Source organism: Olsenella sp. oral taxon 807, from assembly GCF_001189515.2.
Taxonomy (GTDB): Bacteria; Actinomycetota; Coriobacteriia; order Coriobacteriales; family Atopobiaceae; genus Olsenella_F.
In genome coordinates, this window is sequence record NZ_CP012069.2 from 2,090,274 (window position 1) to 2,108,115 (window position 17,842).

Below are 17,842 nucleotides of genomic sequence, written 5' to 3' on the forward strand. Positions count from 1 at the left end.
AGCCGGGGTCTCTTATGAGTGAATGTCATGAAAGCTTGGGTCTACTCTAGAGCTTCCTACTCAAGCTTCTCGTCACCGTCGCCCCTCTCGACCTGGGAGAGAAGGTCCTGTAGCGACCCCAAGTCCTCATTGATGACCTGATCGCCACTTTTAATGTCGCTGCCACCGATAAGTTCATCATCGGAGCTGTGCGTGGGGGGAACGGCGGACCCAAGCATGATGTCGTTACCTGCGTCAGGCGAGAACACCATGTTCAAAAGTTGAGAGAGGTCCTCGCTGTCCGCCTCATCCTCATCGGGCTCGAGGATGAAGAGGAGGTTATGGGCTTCGAGACCGTCACGCAGCTCCTCGATTGCCTTTGCACCGATGCCGTCGATGCGCAGCAGGTCATCCTCGGTCTTGCCGATGAGGTCCCCTACGGTCTCGATGCCGACCTCGCTGAACTTGTTGGTCCAGCGCTGCGACACCTCAAGGTCGTCGTACAGGTAGAGCTTGGCCTCGTCGTTGGTGAGGGTGCGGCCGTTCTTGGAGTAGCCACCGTACCCAAAGTCTCCGTCGATCCACTCGGCCTTCTTGGGAAGCTGTTCCTCGACGTCCTTGAGGAAGTCTGGGGCGGACTCGGGCAGCGGCTTCGTGTCGGCCTTCGCCGCTATGGTCAGCTTGTTGCCGTTATAGGTGAGCTCGACGTCATCATAGGCTCGAAGGCCCGTGCCAGCCGGGATCTTCTTGCCGACGATAACGTTGGACTTAAGATCCAAAAGGTGGTCCACCTCACCCTTGATGGCACTCTCGGTAAGGACGCCGGCGGTACGGATAAACGACGCGCTCGAGAGCCACGAGTCGATGGAGCTCGCGACCTTGAGGGTTCCGAGGATGACCGGTTCGGCCTCGGGGGGAACCCCTCCGGCAAGCGTGATGTTGCGAACCGTGTCGGCGAAGGCGTAGCGATCGACGTACTGGCCGAGTAGGTAGGTGGAGTCACCGGGGTTCGTGACCTGAACGCGACGAAGCATCTGGCGGGCTATGACCTCGATGTGCTTGTCGTTGAGCTCGACACCCTGGGAGGTGTAGACGTTCTTGACCGACCTCACGAAGGTGTGCATCGTAGACTCAATGCCCGTGAGCTTGCGGAGCTTGCGGAAGTTCACGAAGCCCTCGGTAAGCTGGTCGCCGGCGCTAACCTCCACCTCCTGGTCATTCTCGACGGCCTCCTTGATGGCCGGTGTGAACGAGACGGAGGCCGGCACCTGCCACTCGGCGAGGATGCGGCTGTGGTCCTCAGGATAGAGGATGCGCAGCGTCTTCTCGGCCTGCTCGGTCGTGACCTGCAGCACACCCGTATAGGGGGCGAGATCCGCCTCGCGTCCCAGTATCTTCTCGTTGACGTTACCGACGACGTCGAACATGCGCGCGACAGTCGGCAGGCCCTGCGTGATGTCGCTCGCGCCGGCGACGCCGCCCGAGTGGATCGTCCGCATCGTGAGCTGGGTTCCGGGCTCACCGATGGACTGTGCGGCGATGATGCCCACCGAGGTACCGATGCTGACGGGACGCCTCGTTGAGAGGTCCCAGCCGTAGCACTTCTGGCAGACCCCGTACTTTGAACGGCAGGTGAGCAGGGCCCTGAGCTCGACCTTCTCGATGCCGTGTTCAAGCAAGAGATCGATGTCGGCCTCGGAGCCAATGTAGTTATCCTTGGCGATGAGGACCTCACCGGTCTTTGGGTCGATGACATCGCTCAGGACGCAGCGTCCGACGAGATCGATGTTCTTCACACGCTTCTTGTCCTCGACCTTGATGAGCTCGTAGGTCACGCCCTCGTCGGTCTCGCAGTCCTCCTCGCGCACGATGACGTCCTGTGCCACATCGACAAGACGTCGGGTAAGGTAACCGGAGTCAGAGGTGTGAGAGGCCGTATCCACGAGACCCTTGCGTGCGCCGTAGGTCGAGATGAAGTACTCAAGAGGCTGCAGACCCTCGCGGAAGTTTGCCTTGATGGGCAAATCGATCGTGTCACCCGACATGTCGGCCATGAGGCCGCGCATGCCCGCGAGCTGGCGCAGCTGCGTCTTGGAGCCACGCGCTCCCGAGTCGGCCATCATGAAGATGGGGTTTTCCTCGCTAAAGCCCGTGAGCATCTTCTCGCCCAAGGTGTCGGCACAGTCCGTCCAGACCTTGACGACCTCGCCATGGCGCTCGATCTCGGAGAGACGGCCCTTCTCGTAGAGACCGTTGATGCGATCGACCTTGTTCTGGGCCTCATCAATGAGCTCGGGCTTGTCTTTGGGGATGGCCGCGTCCCACACGGAGACGGACAGCCCCGCCACGGTCGCGTAATGAAAGCCCGTCTGCTTGATGGCGTCGAGAATGGTCTCTATCCGGGCGGTGCTGTAGCGATCGCAGCAGTCGTTGACCAGCCTCGAGATATCCCCCTTGGACATCTTGTAGTTGATGAAGGGATAATTCGTGGGCAGGCAGTGACGGTTGAGGATGATGCGGCCGGCCGTCGTCACAAAGCGGACGGGCCGCTCGGTGACATCATAGTCATGCTGCTCGACCCGCTTGCCATCGGCCCCGCCCGTGTCCTCCATCACACGGAAGTACTTCCTGCCGCCCACCTCGACGTTGGCATCCTTGGCGCTCACGCGCACACTGATCTTGGCCTGGATGTCCAGCGGGTTATGCGACGAGACGTCGGCCTGCCGACCCTCGTCGACGCTGCACTCATAGGCGTGCAGGGCGTCGGCAAGGCTCGAGAAGACGCGTCCCTCACCCACGACGCCATCCTTGGCCGTCGTCAGGAAGTAGGTGCCTATGACCATGTCCTGTGAGGGAACGGTGAGCACCTTGCCGGACGCGGGCGAGCGAAGGTTGTTGATCGAGAGCATCAGCACGCGGGCCTCGGTCTGCGCCTCGGTCGAGAGGGGCACGTGAGCCGACATCTGGTCGCCATCGAAGTCCGCGTTGAAGGGCGCGCAGACGAGCGGATGCAGGTGGATGGCCTCGCCGTCCACGAGGACGGGCTCGAAAGCCTGGATGGACAGGCGGTGCAGCGTCGGTGCGCGGTTCAGGAGCACCAGGCGCCCCTTGATGACCTCGTCGAGGACATCCCAGACCTCGGGGGCACGTCGATCGATGGCGCGCTTGGCGGCCTTGATGTTGTCTATCTTGAGCTTGCCGATCTCCTGGAGGTCGACGAGGCGACGCATGACGAAGGGCTTGAAGAGCTCGAGCGCCATGGAGGAGGGCAGGCCGCACTGGTGCAGCTTGAGCGTGGGATCGACGACGATGACCGAGCGGCCCGAGTAGTCGACGCGCTTTCCGAGCAGGTTCTGGCGGAAACGCCCCTGCTTACCCTTGAGGGACTCGGCGAGCGACTTCAGGGTGCGCCCGCCGCGCCCCGTGACGGCACGGCCCCGGCGCCCGTTGTCGAAGAGGGCATCCACGGACTCCTGCAGCATGCGCTTCTCGTTGTTGACGATGATCGCGGGAGCGTCAAGGTCGAGCAGGCGCTTGAGGCGGTTATTGCGGTTGATGACGCGGCGGTAGAGGTCGTTGAGGTCTGAGGTGGCAAAACGACCACCGTCGAGCGGCACCATGGGACGCAGATCGGGTGGGATCACGGGAATAACGTCCAAGATCATGTCAGCCGGATCATTGCCGCCCTTGAGGAAGGCGTCCACGATCTCAAGACGCTTGACGGCCTTCTCCTTTCGCTGCTTCTGAGCCTCCTCCGAGACGACGGTGGCGCGCAGCTCCTCCGCCTCTTTGTCGAGATCAACGCTGCGCAGAAGCTCGCGCACGGCCTCGGCGCCCATGCCGCCCTTGAAGTAGATGGCGTAATAGCGCCTCATCTCGGTGAAGAGGCTCTCGTCCGAGATGAGCTCGCCCTCCTCGAGCTGCATGAACTTGTTGAAGGCCTCCTTGCGAAGCTGCTTCTCCTCCTCGTACTCCTCCCTGAGGTCAGCGATGCCCATGCTGATCTCGTCGGCAGAGAGGGGTTCTATGCCCTCGGCCTCGGAGGCCTCGCCCTGGGCCTTGAGACGCTCGATCTCGTCGTCACGCTCGGCATCGAGCTCCTCGATGTCGGCTGCCAGCTCCTCCTTGAGGGTCTCGGCATCGACCTCACGGGCCTCTGCGTCCACGGAGGTGATCACGTAACTTGCGAAGTAGAGGATCTTCTCGAGGTCCTTGGTCTTGATATCCAGAAGGCGCGAGAGCGGGAAGCTCGTGGGGCTCTTGAAGTACCAGATATGGCTCACGGGAGCGGCGAGCTCGATGTGGCCCATGCGCTCACGACGCACCTTGGCGCTCGTAACCTCAACGCCACAGCGCTCACAGACGATGCCCTTGAAGCGAATACCCTTGTACTTGCCGCAGGAGCACTCCCAGTCCTTGGAGGGACCAAAGATCTTCTCGCAGAAGAGGCCGTCCTTCTCGGGCTTCAGCGTACGGTAGTTAATGGTCTCGGGCTTCTTGACCTCGCCCCTGGACCACTTGCGAATCTCGTCGGAGGATGCAAGCGAAATCTTGATCGCGTCGAAATCGGTGGAATCGAAATCTGCCACGTTCGCTACTCCTTATCATCATCGGCGGCGATGGCCAGGATCTCATCGGCCACGTCACCCACAAGGTCGTCCACGCTCTCTGCAGATGAGAGAACCTCCACACTATCCTGGGGGACCTCCTCTGCGGCGGGGACGCTGTTGGGGTTCTTGTACTTGATGGGCTTGATGTCCAGGGCAAGCGAGCGGATCTCCTTGACGAGCACCTTGAAGGACTCCGGGATGCCAGGCGCAGGGACGTTCTCACCCTTGACGATGGCCTCGTAGGTCTTCACGCGCCCGTTGGTGTCGTCCGACTTGACCGTGAGGATCTCCTGCAGGACGTTGGAGGCGCCGTAGGCATAGAGGGCCCAGACCTCCATCTCGCCAAAGCGCTGGCCACCAAACTGCGCCTTGCCACCGAGCGGCTGCTGGGTGACGAGGCTGTACGGACCGGTCGAGCGTGCGTGGATCTTATCGTCCACCATATGGCCGAGCTTGAGGATGTAGCTCGTGCCCACCGTGATGGGGTTCTTAAAAGGCTCGCCGGTGCGGCCGTCATAGAGGATGGTCTTGCCCTCGTGGAGCTGCGGGACGAACTCCTTTCTCATGTGCTCGCCAAAGTCACGCCTCGCCCTATTCATCATGTTGATGTTGGTGCGGCGCAGCGCCTCAGCCACCTCTTTGTCGGTGGCACCGTCAAAGAGTGGTGTGGCGACAAGCATGTCCCCCTCGACGACCCTATCGGAGTTGTCGCTCTCGGTATCCCAGCCATGAGCTGCAGCCCAGCCGAGGTGGCACTCCATGAGCTGCCCCACGTTCATGCGGGAGGGGACGCCCAGGGGATCGAGTAGGACGTCAACAGGGGTGCCGTCGACCATGTAGGGCATGTCCTCGACAGGTAGGACCTTGCAGACGACGCCCTTGTTGCCGTGGCGCCCGGCGACCTTGTCACCCTGTTGGATCTTGCGACGCTGGGCGACGAAGACGCGGATCTGGTCGTTGGTACCCGGCGAGAGCTTTGCGCCCGCATCGCGGCTAAAGTGCACGACGTCGACGACGCGACCGTAGGCGCCATGGGGCATCCTCAGCGAGGTATCGCGCACGTCATGCGCCTTCGCGCCAAAGATGGCCCTGAGCAGCCTCTCCTCGGCGGTGAGTGCCGTCTCGCCCTTGGGCGTAACCTTGCCCACCAGGATGTCGCCAGGCCCGACCTCGGCGCCGATGCGGATGATGCCCTCGTCGTCGAGGTTGGCGAGCATCTCCTCGGACTGGTTGGGGATCTCGCGCGTGATCTCCTCGGGGCCGAGCTTGGTGTCGCGTGCCTCGATCTCGTGCTTCGAGATGTTGATGGACGTCAGCAGATCCTCCTGAACGACACGCTCGGAGACGATGATGCCGTCCTCGTAGTTGTAGCCCTCCCAAGGCATGTAGGCCACGGTAAGGTTAGCTCCCAAGGCGAGCTCGCCGTGGTCGACGGACGTGCAGTCTGTGAGGACCTCGCCCATCTGGACCTTTTGGCCCAGACATACCACCGGGCGGTGGTTGATGCAGGTACTCTGGTTGGAGCGCTCGTACTTGGGAAGGTCGTAGCGCTCTGACTCTCCGGTCTTGTCCGAGGTCACGACCACGTGCGAGGCATCGACCTCGGTCACGGTGCCAGCCTCGTGGGCACAGATGAGCTCGCCGGAGTCATGGGCGGCTGCACGCTCGAGGCCTGTACCGACCAAGGGCGCATGGCTCCTGATCAAAGGCACGGCCTGGCGCTGCATGTTGGCACCCATGAGGGTGCGCTTCGCGTCATCGTGCTCGAGGAAGGGGATGAGGTTGGCCGCGACGGAGAGGAGCTGCCTGGGCGAGACGTCCATGTAGTCGACCTCCGCGACGTCAACCTGCGCAGGTGCGCCAAAGCTGCCGTCGAAGTTCTTGGTGCGCGCGATGACGTAGTCGGCCTGGACGGTCTCGCCCTCGGCGTTGGTGCGCACGAAGCGACCGGTCGCAGGATCGACGGGCGTCGTCGCGGGAGCGATGACGTGGCTCTCCTCCTCGTCGGCGGTCATCCAGTCGATTGTGTCGGTCACGACGCCCGCCTCGACGCGACGGTACGGCGTCTCGATGAAGCCATACCTGTTCACGTGCGCATAGAGCGCCAGAGAGCCGATGAGGCCGATGTTGGGACCCTCGGGCGTCTCGATGGGGCACATGCGCGAGTAGTGCGAGTTGTGGACGTCACGGACGGCCGTCGGCACGTTGGTACGACGGCTGGAACCGGACTTGTGGCCGGCGAGGCCGCCGGGACCGAGAGCAGAGAGGCGACGCTTGTGCGTGAGGCCCGAGAGCGGGTTGGCCTGGTCCATGAACTGCGAGAGTTGCGAGGAGCCGAAGAACTCCTTGATGGCAGCGTCGATCGGCCGGATGTTGATGAGCGAGTTGGGCGTGATGTCGTCGGGGTCCTGCGAGACCATGCGCTCGCGGATGACACGCTCCATGCGACTCATGCCAATGCGGAACTGGTTCTGTACGAGCTCGCCCACCGTCCGGACACGACGGTTACCAAAGTGGTCGATGTCATCGACGGTCTTGGTCGGGTCGCCATCGTGCAGCGCGAGCAGGTAACGAAGTGCGCTCACGATGTCCTCGCTCGTAAGGACGCGCTCGGTCGCGTCAATGTCAAGGCCAAGCTTCTTGTTTATCTTATAACGGCCGACCTTGGCAAGGTCATAGCGCTGGCTGCTGAAGTACATGCCATCGAGGAGCGCGGCGGCGTTGTCCCTCGTGGGCGGCTCACCCGGGCGCTGACGACGGTAGATCTCCAGGAGGGCGTCGTCACGATTGGTCGCGACGTCGCGCTCGATGGTCGAGCGTACGACCTCGGAGTCACCCAGAAGGTTTAGTATCTCGTCATCGCTCTCGGCGATGCCCAAGGCCCTCAGGAGTACCGTCGCGCTCTGGCGACGCTTGCGGTCAATAGAGACCACAAGATGGCCGTGCTTGTCAACCTCGAACTCGAGCCACGCACCACGGGCGGGGATGAACTGCACGCGGCAGACCTCAACGCCATTGTCCAGCTCCCTGGCAAAGTACACGCCGGGAGAGCGGACGAGCTGCGATACGACGACGCGCTCGATACCCTTGATGATGAAGGTACCACGGTCGGTCATGAGCGGAAAGTCGCCCATGAAGACGAGCTGCTCCTTCATCTCGCCAGTCGACTTGTTGACAAAGCGCACGCCAACGAGCATCGGCGCCTTGTACGTGAAGTCCTTGGCGACACAGCTGGCGATGGACTCGGGCGGCTCGCCAAACATGTGGTCGCCAAAGGTGACCTCCATGGTCTTGGTGGCATCCTCGATGGGCGAGAACTCGGCGAAGGACTCTGACAAGCCCTCTCCCATGAAGCGCTCGAAGGATTCCTTCTGAACGGAGATGAGGTTGGGAAGTTCCATCGTCGGTGGAATCTTGCTGAAGCTAATGCGCTCACGCTGCATCTTTGGGGCGACATTGGAAGACGTTGCGGTAGGCACCGGGCACTTCCTTCCTTACATGAAACAAGGCGGCAGTTTGGCAGTAGTGCAGCGTATTAGAATAACAAAGCGTGCACGCTTGGTCAAACAGCGATTCCCCCACAGGCTCATGGCTGGTCTCCAAGAGGTGCATACTGCCTCTACCTGCACGTCATCGATTTTAATTGTGAGCATCGTGTGGTGTTCCACACGATTCGACCGCAGACGAAGGGCCGAGTCCGAGGACCCGGCCCCAGGGACCCTGGTGTGCCAGGGCCCGTGCGAATGCGTACGCAAGCTACTTGAGGGTGACCTCGGCACCAGCCTCCTCGAGCTGCTTCTTGGCGGCCTCGGCGTCCTCCTTCTTGGCCCCCTCGATGATGACCTTGGGAGCAGCCTCGACGGCATCCTTGGCCTCCTTCAGACCATAGGAGGTCAGGGCGCGGACGACCTTGATGACGGCGATCTTGTTGGAACCGAACGAGGTAAGCTCGACGTCGAAGTTGGTCTTCTCCTCGGCAGGTGCCGCGTCGGCGGCCGCCGGGGCGGCGGCTACGGCGACGGGTGCGGCGGCCGAGACGCCAAAGACGTCCTCCAGCTCATGGACGAGCTCAGAAAGCTCGAGGGCGGGCATCTCCTTGAGGGCCTCAATGATCTCTTCCTTGGTGACAGCCATGTCAATTCTCCTTCATGGGGCAACTTCCTTGGATACCCCTGGTAGTCTCGAACAAACGGTGGTGCGGACTTAAAACCCGACGTGCCCGCAGTGGGTCTATGCGGCGCTCTTTTGCTCCGCAAGCGCGTCGAGCGCCGTGACCAGGCCACGGGCAGGACCGGCCGCAACGGATACGATACCCCTGAGCGGGCTTGCGACGACATAGACCAGCTGAGCCATGAGCTCCTCGCGACTCGCGAGATCCGCGTAGGCCCTTGCGTCCTCTGCAGAGAGGGCGTTGCCATCGGCGATACCGCCAACCCACTCGATCTTTCGCAGGCTCTCCGACTGCTTCTTGATGACCTTCGCAGCATCGACGGGATCCTTCTCGAAGAAGACATAGGCGCAGGTCCCCTCGAGGTTTTCGATCTCGGGTAGCTGGGCGTTCTTGAGGGCGATCTTGACGATGTTGTTCTTGTACACCTTCATGTGAGCGCCGGCCTCGGTGAGGGCACGGCGAAGCCCCTGGGTCTCCTTGACGGAAAGGCCCCGATAGTCGATCACAAAGACCCCCTTGGAGTTGTCCAGTGACTCGCTGACCTTCTCGAGCATCGCGACGTTGTTCTTGTTTGGCATGTGGTACACCTCCTTCGCACGCTGTCGGGCACGCGCCGCCGACGCGGCGGGCCCTCACATAGCAAGGACCCCGCTCGGGCAGAAGCCAAAGCGGGGTCCTCGAGATACGTTAGCTCTGAGACCACCTCGGCAGGCGGGCTTCCCCTTTAAGCCTTACGGCACCGGCTGTCTTTGGCAGCGGACGTGCAGTGTTTCAAACAGCTCTTTCGAGCTTCCCTAGTATCGCAGCTGCTGCCCTCCTCGTCAAGAGACCGCAGCGGCGTACGCTATGCCGTCATGAAGTCACGGGTGACGGCGGGATCTATCTTGATACCAGGGCCCATCGTCGAAGATACGGCGACGGACTTAACATAGCGGCCCTTTGCGGTGGAGGGCCTCACCCTCAAAAGCTCGGAAAAGAGGGTGCCGTAGTTCTCGGCGAGCTGCTCGGCCGTGAAGGAGACCTTGCCCACCGGAACGTGGCAGATGCCATAGCGGTCGGCGCGGTACTCGACCCGCCCAGCCTTGAGCTCGCCGACCATCTTCTCGACGTCCATCGTGACGGTACCGAGCTTGGGGTTGGGCATGAGACCGCGGGGGCCGAGGATACGGCCAAGACGCCCGACCTTACCCATGAGGTTGGGCGTAGCGATGACCGCGTCGAAGTTGATGGTGCCTTGCTGGATCTCGGCGATAAGGTCATCGGAACCCACGATGTCAGCGCCGGCAGATTTGGCTTCCTCGGCCTTGGCGCCCTCGGCAAAGACCGCGACGCGAACGCTCTTGCCGGTGCCGTTAGGCAGGCTAATGGAACCGCGAACGTTCTGGTCGGCCTTGCGGGTGTCAACGCCGAGGCGGACGGAGACCTCGACGGTCTCGTCGAACTTCGCGGCGGAGAGCTCCTTGACGAGGCGCATCGCCGCAAGCGGGCTGTAGTGCGTGCCCCTCTCGACCTTGGCTGCGGCCGCATTGTACTTCTTTCCGTGCTTTGGCATAGCTTTTTACCTCCTGTAGGCAGGTGCGAGGTCAGACGGGCCTGTGCCCTCCCTCGATGTCTGGGTTCACTGCGCGATCGTCACGCCCATGGAGCGGGCGGTGCCCGCCACGATCTTCTTGGCCGCCTCGATGTCATTGGCGTTGAGGTCCGGCATCTTGATCTCGGCGATCTTGGTCAGCTGCTCTTGGGAGAGCTCACCCACCTTGTCACGCTGAGGAACGCCCGAACCGCTCTTGAGTTTAAGCTCCTTCTTGATGAGCTGGGCGGCAGGGGGAGTCTTGGTGATGAAGTCAAAGCTGCGATCCTCATAGACGCTGATCTCGACCGGAATGATGTCGCCGGCCTTGTCCTGCGTGGCAGCATTGAAAGCCTGGCAGAACTGCATGATATTGACCTGGGCGGCACCAAGGGCCGGTCCGACGGGAGGGGCAGGGTTGGCCTGGCCGGCGGGGATCTGGAGCTTTATGAAGTGGGCGACCTTCTTTGCGGGCATAGTGTCTTCTCCTTGACTGTGCGTTTACCTCTATGTGACGCAGCCCCGAGAAGCAATCCTCACCGATACGGGACTGGCGCGAACTCCTTGGACGGCGCTACTTGAGCCTCGTACTCACCTGGTCAAGCGTAAGCTCGACGGGTGTCTCGCGCCCAAAGATCGCGAGCATGACCTTTACCTTACCTGACTCGAGCATGACCTCAGAGACCTCACCCGTGAAGTCTGCCAGAGGACCGCTCACGACCTTGACCGGCATGCCGGGCTCAAGACTCGTGGTCACAGTCGCACGCTTTGTCTCCGCAGACTGCGAGTCGCGACCACGACCCATGAGCTTGTTGAACTCACTGCGACGCAGGGGCACGGGATTGCCCTCGGAACCCACGAAGCCTGTGACACCCGCCGTGTTGCGCACAACGCTCCAGGTCTCGTCATCGAGCTCCATGCGGACAAGGACGTAGCCCGGAAAGACCTTGACCTCTCTGGTCTCACGCTTGCCACCATCTTTGATCTCGGTGACCTCCTCGGTCGGGATCTGAATGTCTACTATCCTGTCCTCCATGCCGTAGGTCTCGATGCGCTGATTGAGGTCCGTCTTGACCCTGTTCTCGTAGCCCGAGTAGGTATGGATCACGTACCAACGCTTAGCCATCACCTACCCCCTCAGCCCGGTGTAGAGCCTGAACAGGTTGACGAAGCCAAGGTCAACAATATACACGACCACACCGACGACGATGAGCATAACGATGGCTGCCACCGAGTAGTTAATGAGCTCTGGTCGACTTGGCCACTGCACACGCCGAAGCTCCGTGCGAACGCCCGAGAAGTAGCTGCGAATGCGCCCCTTCTTCTTGGTCTTGGCCAGCTTTGCGGACTGGCTACCCTTCTTAGCCGCCGCATCATCATCCTTGGCCCTGGCAGCCTTCTTGGAGGAGCCAGGGCCTTTATCGGTGGCAGCGGCCTTTTGAGCCTCGCGCTCGGCACGCTTCTGCTGACGTTCCTGGCGGGCGCTTCTCTTCTGTCGCTCCTTCTTCGCCATGCTGGTAAGCTCCTCTAAGACTTCCCTCTTCATAGAAACCGGCTAACCCCAAAGGGATAGCCGGTGGTGTTAGCTGGCACGCCAGGAAGGACTCGAACCCTCAACTTTCGGTTTTGGAGACCGACGCTCTACCTGTTGAACTACTGGCGTGTGAGGACCCTATTCTAGCGGGTCTCTCTATGGGCGGTGTGCTTATGGCACCACGGGCAATACTTCTTCATCTCCATGCGATCGGGAGTGTTGCTCTTGTTCTTATACGTTGTGTAGTTACGACGCTTGCACTCGGTGCAGGCGAGAGTGACCATTGTGCGCATGAATCCTCCTGTAGATAGCCGCCATCAATACTTCATTGACTGCGACGCAATGGAATATGCTATCATTCGTCTCTTTTATCTGTCAAGTTAGGGGTCCTGCAGAAATGACCCTTAACAAAACCATCAGATGCCGACGAATTCGGACGTCAGCTGCCGACGGGTCACGCCCTCTTTGGCCTGCTGGTCAAGATGCACGACCTACACGGTCTGTCGCCCGACCATGTCCAATGAAAGGCCCGACACCTTCTCTCGAAGGCGTCGGGCCTACTTTTTCTCGTCAATCGGCAGAGATGACAGGCTATCCAGTGATTGTGGAGACGCGACCGTCACCGACCGTGTGGCCACCCTCGCGGATTGCGAAGCGCAGACCCTGCTCCATGGCAATGGGGTGAATGAGCTCGCAGGTAACCGTCACGTGATCGCCGGGCATGGCCATCTCGACCTTGGCACCATTCGCATCGGTAAGCTCCTTGATGTCGCCCGTGACGTCGGTGGTGCGGAAGAAGAACTGTGGACGATAGCCGGAGAAGAACGGGGTGTGACGCCCACCCTCTTCCTTAGTCAGGACGTAGATCTCGCCGGTGAAGTCCTTGTGTGGGGTGACGGAGCCGGGCTTGCAGAGAACCTGGCCACGCTCGACGTCCTCGCGCTTGATACCGCGCAGCAGCACGCCCACATTGTCACCTGCCTCACAGAAGTCCATGGTCTTACGGAACATCTCGATACCGGTTGCCGTGGAGGACTGGGTCTCCTTGATGCCGACGATCTCGACGGGCTCGTTGAGCTTGAGCTGACCGCGCTCGACGCGGCCGGTCACGACCGTGCCTCGCCCCGAGATGGTCATGACGTCCTCGATGGCCATGAGGAAGGGCTTCTCGTTATCACGGGCAGGCGTGGGAATGTAGGAGTCAACCGTGTGCATGAGCTCGACGATGGAGTCGACCCACTTCTGCTCACCATTGAGAGCGCCCAGCGCGGAGCCGCGGATGATGGGGGTGTCATCGCCGGGGAAGTCATACTCGGTGAGGAGGTCACGGGTCTCCATCTCCACGAGGTCGATGAGCTCCTCATCATCGACCATATCGCACTTGTTCAAAAAGACGATGATGTAGGGCACGCCGACCTGACGGGCGAGCAGGATGTGCTCACGGGTCTGAGCCATCGGGCCATCGGTAGCAGCGATAACGAGGATCGCGCCGTCCATCTGGGCGGCACCCGAGATCATGTTCTTGACGTAGTCCGCGTGGCCAGGACAGTCAACGTGGGCATAGTGGCGCTCCCAGGTCTCGTACTCGACGTGGGCAACAGAGATGGTGATGCCACGCTGACGCTCCTCGGGAGCCTTGTCGATGTTCTCGAAGGCGGTGTAGTCGGCCTTGCAGCCCTCCTGCTCAGAGAGGACCTTCGTGATGGCTGCGGTCAGCGTGGTCTTACCATGATCGACGTGACCAATCGTACCGATGTTTACATGCGGCTTGCTACGATCAAACTTCTCCTTGGCCATTGCCGTCCTCCTTATGAACCGAAACCCAGGCCATCCTACGCGTTATCCCTTATCCCAAACGACGCCGGAACGTCGTGAGAAACCATGGTACCGGTGACTGGATTCGAACCAGTGACGTCGCGGGTATGAGCCGCGTGCTCTAACCAGCTGAGCTACACCGGCATGGTGCCGTGCCCTTGAAGATTGAAATGGAGCCCGCGACCAGATTTGAACTGGTGACCTCTTCGTTACCAACGAAGTGCTCTACCTACTGAGCTACACGGGCGTTGGTGGGGATGCTTGGACTCGAACCAAGGAACCCAGAGGGAGCGGATTTACAGTCCGCCGCAGTTGCCGCTGTGCCACATCCCCATTTCAATTTTCAAACCACCCGCATGAGCGAGCCGGAAGTGCGAGGGTGCCGTATGCCCTCACGGACGGCGCCTCATGCATCCTGCAGTCTCTCATACAAGCGGGGAAATAGTACGACCTGCAACTGGCTGTGTCAACCGCTTCCACGCGGCCGGGCGTAGCTATACCACGATTCCTGCACATCGATGGAAGGACAAGGCGGCCACTCGACAGGCAGGCACGCATCAGTTTGTTCCCACACCCACCCCTACGACAGCGAGCAAAGGGGCCGGGCACCAACGCTGCCCGGCCCGACCTCGACTCTGGAGCCGGCGATAGGAATCGAACCTACAACAACTGGTTTACAAAACCAGGGCTCTACCGTTGAGCTACACCGGCGCACTTGTCTATGATAGCGCCTTCTGCGTAGCTGCGCCAGACTTCTTCTTGACCACACGGAGATCGTTGCCCGAGGTTGAGTGCCGCTGCCAGAGGCCAGACGTAGGCAGCGACACCTCGCCACATAACCGCTACTGACGGCCGAGCAGGCGGTCGAGCTTCGCGCGCGTCGCCGAGTCCAGGCGACTCTCGATCGTCAGATGCTGGTAGCTGCGCTCCTTGAGCTCTTGCGTAACGTCTGCATCCATGGCGTCCATCTCGCGAACCAACACGTCGCTTGAGAGGCGAGTCACCGGGACTCCTCCTACGGTCGCGCGAATCGTGTTGTCTGACGTAACCACGGTGACACTTCGCGCCTGCAGGCGGGCATTCGTGACCAGGCGCTCTATGACGGCGTCGGCGCTTTGGCCCGCCTCCGAAAACAGCACGCGGATACCCGCCTGCGACAGGTTCGGCCTTTGGGAGGAGAGGTTTTCCGCCGCGTCAAAGACGACCACCGCGTCGTAGCGATGCTGCGCGAAGGACGCCACGTCACCGATGAGCTTGGTGCGTGCCCGCTCAAAGGGGTCGCCACCGTCCGCCTCGTCGACAAGCTCCAGGTAGCGAGCGCTCTTGTGGATGACATTGTAGCCATCGACGACAAGAAGCTCGCCGTCACCGAACAGAGCGTCCCCCTCTGCCGAACGAGAGCCGCCCGGCGCGAGCTCCCTAGCCATCCTCGCCCCCTGCGCCAGCGACGGCTGTAAAACATCCGTCCGAGTCTGGTGAGCCAGATACAAGACCGCGCGCGGGGTCCTCGGCGACCGCCGAACCCACCGGGGAAGGGGCGCTCGTGGCTCCCGGAACGCCGCGTTGCTCCGCCATGGCGCGACGCAGCCACTCGTAGCACATGACCGTCGCCGCCTGCGCGACGTTGAGCGACTCCACACGCCCGTACTGGGGTAGGCTGCACTCGAAGTCGCAACGCTCGCGCACGAGGCGGGAAAGACCCTGGCACTCAGAGCCCATGACCAAACAGAGCCTACCCTCGAGCGGGGCTGACCACAAGTCGCCTGCAGCATGCTCGCTTGCGCCGCAGACCCAAAAGCCAGCCTCCTTGAGTCGGTCGATGGCAGTCGCGAGGTTCGCTACCTGGGCTACGGGCAGGCGTAGCACCGCACCGGCGGAGGACTTGTAGGCCCCAAGGCCCACGCCTGCAGCGCGTGCCTTCGCGATGACGACACCCGTCGCCCCAACGACCTCGGCGGAACGCACGATGGCACCGAGGTTGCCCTCGTCAGCCACATGGTCGAGCAGTATGACCAGGGCCCTTCCCTCTCCTGCTGCGGCGATGATGTCAAGGAGCGTGGCATAGGCAAAGGGCCGTGCCTGGACGATGATGCCCTGATGGGTACCATGCGAGCTCATGGCGTCAAGGCGTGACCTCGACACAGGCTCCAGCGGAATGCCCTCACGCTTCAGATGGCCCAGGAGCTGCGAGAGCGTGGAGTCGGGACCATCGAGACCCGCCTGGAAAAAGGCCCGTCGTAGCTTCACGCCCGCGTCAAGTGCCTCGGCGACAGCACGGCGACCCTCGATGAGATCTCCTGGTGGACGCTGCCCTCTCTCGGCCGGGCCAGCCGGACGCCCTCTTGTACCCCATCGTCCACGCGGGCTCGCACCATGCTCGTCGCGCTGGATGCGTCCCTTCTCGCCTTGACGGCCCGCGCTGCGGTGCCCGGCAACTCGCTGACCCTCCCGCGCGCTTCCCCTCGAGTCGCCCTGCTGTTCCTGCAAGGATCGACCTGTCCTGCGACGCCCCTGTACGTCGCCCTGAGACGTACGCGACCGAGCGCTTTTTGGCTTGCCTTTTGGCATCTTGGCCTACGCCCTCCTGTTCCGGCGTAGGCGAACACCCGCCGCCGTGTCCTCGACGACCAGGCCAAGGGTCGAAATGCCATCTCGGATGGCGTCGGCGCGGCTCCAGTCCCTGTTCGCACGGGCCTCCTGTCGAGCACAGAGCAGCGCCTTGGCAGCGGCGTCCGCGTCATCGCCCGCAAAGCCCGTCAGCTCACGAGCGAGCAGGGTAAGCCCAGAGGGCAACTCGTCTTCTGCCGCAGCCTCGGAGATGTCGATGCCGAGCACGCCCAGAAGCTCTTGGATCGTATCGGCCGCACGCAAGGTCGCGGCGGTGGTCAGGCTCTGACCACCCTCAGCGAGATATTTGTTGGCGGCATTCATGAGACCGAATATCGCAGCGAGGGCGCCAGCGGTGTTAAAGTCATCGTCCATCTGACGGGTGAACTCAAGCTGGGCGTCTCTCGCGGCGCCTGCGAGGGTGCGGTCGGCCTCGTCGAAGCTGCCGTCCTGCGGTGCGTTCTTGGCGGCCCAGCGCAGGTTCTTGACACAGCTCGCCAGGCGCTCAACGTTGCCCACCATACCGTTTAGGAACTCGAAGCGAAAGTCGAGCGGAGAGCGATAGTGGGTCTGCAGCATGAGGAGGCGCACGGCATCGGCAGGGTACTTGTCCAAGACCTCCTTGAGCGTATAGAAGTTACCGAGGCTCTTCGACATCTTCTCACCGTCCACACGCAACATCCCCGCATGCATCCAGGTCCTGGCGAGCGGCGTGTGCCAGGCGCACCGTGCCTGGGCGGTCTCGTTCTCGTGGTGTGGGAAGATGAGGTCCTGCCCCCCACCATGGATGTCGATGGGCGTACCCAGGTAGTGGTGGATCATGGCGCAGCATTCGGTGTGCCAGCCGGGGCGTCCGTCACCCCAGGGACTTGGCCAACTTGGCTCGCCGGGCTTTGCGGCCTTCCAGAGCGCAAAGTCAAAGGGATCGCGCTTCTCGTCGCTGACCTCGACGCGCTCGCCGGCTCGCAGCTGGTCAAGATCTCGTCCCGAGAGCGCTCCGTAGTCCGCATCGGCACGCACCGAGAAGTACACGTCATGGTTGCCTGCGACGTAGGCATGCCTTGAGGCGATGAGCTGCTCGATCATCTCCTGCATGGCCTCGATCTCGCGCGTGGCGCGCGGACGCATGTCGGGATCCTGGACGTTGAGGCGATGCATCTGCGTGATGAAGGCAGCGGAGTACTCCTCGGCGAGCTGCGCGGCGGTCCTGCCCTCCTCGTTGGCGCGGTTGATGATCTTGTCATCCACGTCGGTGAGGTTCTGGGCAAAGGTCACCGCGTACCCCTTGTAGGCAAGGTAGCGACGGATCACGTCGAACACGAGGAAGGTACGGGCGTTCCCGATGTGGATGTCATCGTAGACCGTGGGTCCGCACACATACATGCGGACCTTCCCCTTGTCGATGGGAATGAACTTCTCCTTACGGTGGGTCTTGCTGTTATAGATGAGCATGCTGCCTCCTTTGGCGGCGTCATCTTGGCGTGGTCATGCCCTGGCGACGTTTTCCTACAGGACGTTCAATACGTCCTTCTCGGTGCGTCCTTCGGCTCGGGCAG

The 17,842-nt window shown here is 61.7% G+C and carries 13 protein-coding genes and 5 tRNA genes; all 18 read right to left on the minus strand.

Annotation, left to right across the window (positions count from 1 at the left end; genetic code table 11):
• Positions 1-56: 56 nt before the first annotated feature.
• The 18 genes from ADJ70_RS08855 to cysS all read right to left on the minus strand — a co-directional run bounded on the left by ADJ70_RS08855 (position 57) and on the right by cysS (position 17,738).
• A complete protein-coding gene (locus ADJ70_RS08855) occupies positions 57-4,568 on the minus strand; it encodes a DNA-directed RNA polymerase subunit beta' (protein WP_050340797.1) in 4,512 nt (1,503 codons plus the stop codon).
• A 5-nt stretch (positions 4,569-4,573) separates the two neighbouring features.
• Positions 4,574-8,068: a DNA-directed RNA polymerase subunit beta gene (locus ADJ70_RS08860; protein WP_050340798.1), complete on the minus strand. Its 3,495-nt coding sequence runs from the start codon at positions 8,066-8,068 to the stop codon at positions 4,574-4,576.
• 277 nt (positions 8,069-8,345) lie between these two features.
• Complete coding sequence (rplL, locus tag ADJ70_RS08865) at positions 8,346-8,723, minus strand: 50S ribosomal protein L7/L12 (protein WP_050340799.1); 378 nt, start codon at positions 8,721-8,723, stop codon at positions 8,346-8,348.
• Positions 8,724-8,819: 96 nt separating this feature from the next.
• Positions 8,820-9,338: a 50S ribosomal protein L10 gene (gene rplJ / locus ADJ70_RS08870; RefSeq protein ID WP_050340800.1), complete on the minus strand. Its 519-nt coding sequence runs from the start codon at positions 9,336-9,338 to the stop codon at positions 8,820-8,822.
• A 266-nt stretch (positions 9,339-9,604) separates the two neighbouring features.
• Positions 9,605-10,312 carry a 50S ribosomal protein L1 gene (gene rplA / locus ADJ70_RS08875; protein ID WP_050340801.1) on the minus strand — a complete coding sequence of 236 codons (708 nt, stop codon included), beginning with the start codon at positions 10,310-10,312 and terminating at the stop codon, positions 9,605-9,607.
• Between the two features lie 66 nt (positions 10,313-10,378).
• The gene (rplK, locus tag ADJ70_RS08880; RefSeq protein ID WP_050340802.1) at positions 10,379-10,807 is read right to left on the minus strand and encodes a 50S ribosomal protein L11; all 429 of its coding nucleotides are present in this window, start codon (positions 10,805-10,807) and stop codon (positions 10,379-10,381) included.
• 97 nt (positions 10,808-10,904) lie between these two features.
• Complete coding sequence (nusG, locus tag ADJ70_RS08885; protein WP_050340803.1) at positions 10,905-11,456, minus strand: transcription termination/antitermination protein NusG; 552 nt, start codon at positions 11,454-11,456, stop codon at positions 10,905-10,907.
• A 3-nt stretch (positions 11,457-11,459) separates the two neighbouring features.
• Positions 11,460-11,843: a preprotein translocase subunit SecE gene (secE, locus tag ADJ70_RS08890; RefSeq protein ID WP_050340804.1), complete on the minus strand. Its 384-nt coding sequence runs from the start codon at positions 11,841-11,843 to the stop codon at positions 11,460-11,462.
• A 74-nt stretch (positions 11,844-11,917) separates the two neighbouring features.
• Positions 11,918-11,993, minus strand: a tRNA-Trp gene (locus ADJ70_RS08895).
• A 14-nt stretch (positions 11,994-12,007) separates the two neighbouring features.
• Entirely contained in the window at positions 12,008-12,157 is a 150-nt protein-coding gene (rpmG, locus tag ADJ70_RS08900; protein ID WP_050340805.1) for a 50S ribosomal protein L33, read from the minus strand.
• A 298-nt stretch (positions 12,158-12,455) separates the two neighbouring features.
• Entirely contained in the window at positions 12,456-13,661 is a 1,206-nt protein-coding gene (tuf, locus tag ADJ70_RS08905) for an elongation factor Tu (RefSeq protein ID WP_050340806.1), read from the minus strand.
• A gap of 85 nt (positions 13,662-13,746) precedes the next feature.
• Positions 13,747-13,823 (minus strand) — tRNA-Met (locus ADJ70_RS08910).
• Positions 13,824-13,850: 27 nt separating this feature from the next.
• Positions 13,851-13,926: transfer RNA gene (locus tag ADJ70_RS08915), tRNA-Thr, on the minus strand.
• A 2-nt stretch (positions 13,927-13,928) separates the two neighbouring features.
• Positions 13,929-14,012, minus strand: a tRNA-Tyr gene (locus ADJ70_RS08920).
• 303 nt (positions 14,013-14,315) lie between these two features.
• Positions 14,316-14,390, minus strand: a tRNA-Thr gene (locus ADJ70_RS08925).
• A 131-nt stretch (positions 14,391-14,521) separates the two neighbouring features.
• Positions 14,522-15,106: an NYN domain-containing protein gene (locus ADJ70_RS08930; protein WP_083443919.1), complete on the minus strand. Its 585-nt coding sequence runs from the start codon at positions 15,104-15,106 to the stop codon at positions 14,522-14,524.
• Positions 15,099-15,926: a 23S rRNA (guanosine(2251)-2'-O)-methyltransferase RlmB gene (rlmB, locus tag ADJ70_RS08935; RefSeq protein ID WP_253273159.1), complete on the minus strand. Its 828-nt coding sequence runs from the start codon at positions 15,924-15,926 to the stop codon at positions 15,099-15,101. Before rlmB ends, ADJ70_RS08930 begins: the two co-directional genes overlap by 8 nt.
• A gap of 327 nt (positions 15,927-16,253) precedes the next feature.
• Positions 16,254-17,738, minus strand: a complete 1,485-nt coding sequence (gene cysS, locus ADJ70_RS08940; RefSeq protein WP_050340807.1) for a cysteine--tRNA ligase — start codon at positions 17,736-17,738, stop codon at positions 16,254-16,256.
• Positions 17,739-17,842: the final 104 nt, after the last annotated feature.

Coding starts and splice junctions, on each gene's coding strand:
- rplL (WP_050340799.1), bottom strand. CDS start 8,723: ATGGCTGTCACCAAGGAAGAGATCATTGAGGCCCTCAAGGAGATGCCC.
- rplJ (WP_050340800.1), bottom strand. CDS start 9,338: ATGCCAAACAAGAACAACGTCGCGATGCTCGAGAAGGTCAGCGAGTCA.
- rplA (WP_050340801.1), bottom strand. CDS start 10,312: ATGCCAAAGCACGGAAAGAAGTACAATGCGGCCGCAGCCAAGGTCGAG.
- rplK (WP_050340802.1), bottom strand. CDS start 10,807: ATGCCCGCAAAGAAGGTCGCCCACTTCATAAAGCTCCAGATCCCCGCC.
- nusG (WP_050340803.1), bottom strand. CDS start 11,456: ATGGCTAAGCGTTGGTACGTGATCCATACCTACTCGGGCTACGAGAAC.
- secE (WP_050340804.1), bottom strand. CDS start 11,843: ATGGCGAAGAAGGAGCGACAGAAGAGAAGCGCCCGCCAGGAACGTCAG.
- rpmG (WP_050340805.1), bottom strand. CDS start 12,157: ATGCGCACAATGGTCACTCTCGCCTGCACCGAGTGCAAGCGTCGTAAC.
- tuf (WP_050340806.1), bottom strand. CDS start 13,661: ATGGCCAAGGAGAAGTTTGATCGTAGCAAGCCGCATGTAAACATCGGT.
- ADJ70_RS08930 (WP_083443919.1), bottom strand. CDS start 15,106: ATGGCTAGGGAGCTCGCGCCGGGCGGCTCTCGTTCGGCAGAGGGGGAC.
- cysS (WP_050340807.1), bottom strand. CDS start 17,738: ATGCTCATCTATAACAGCAAGACCCACCGTAAGGAGAAGTTCATTCCC.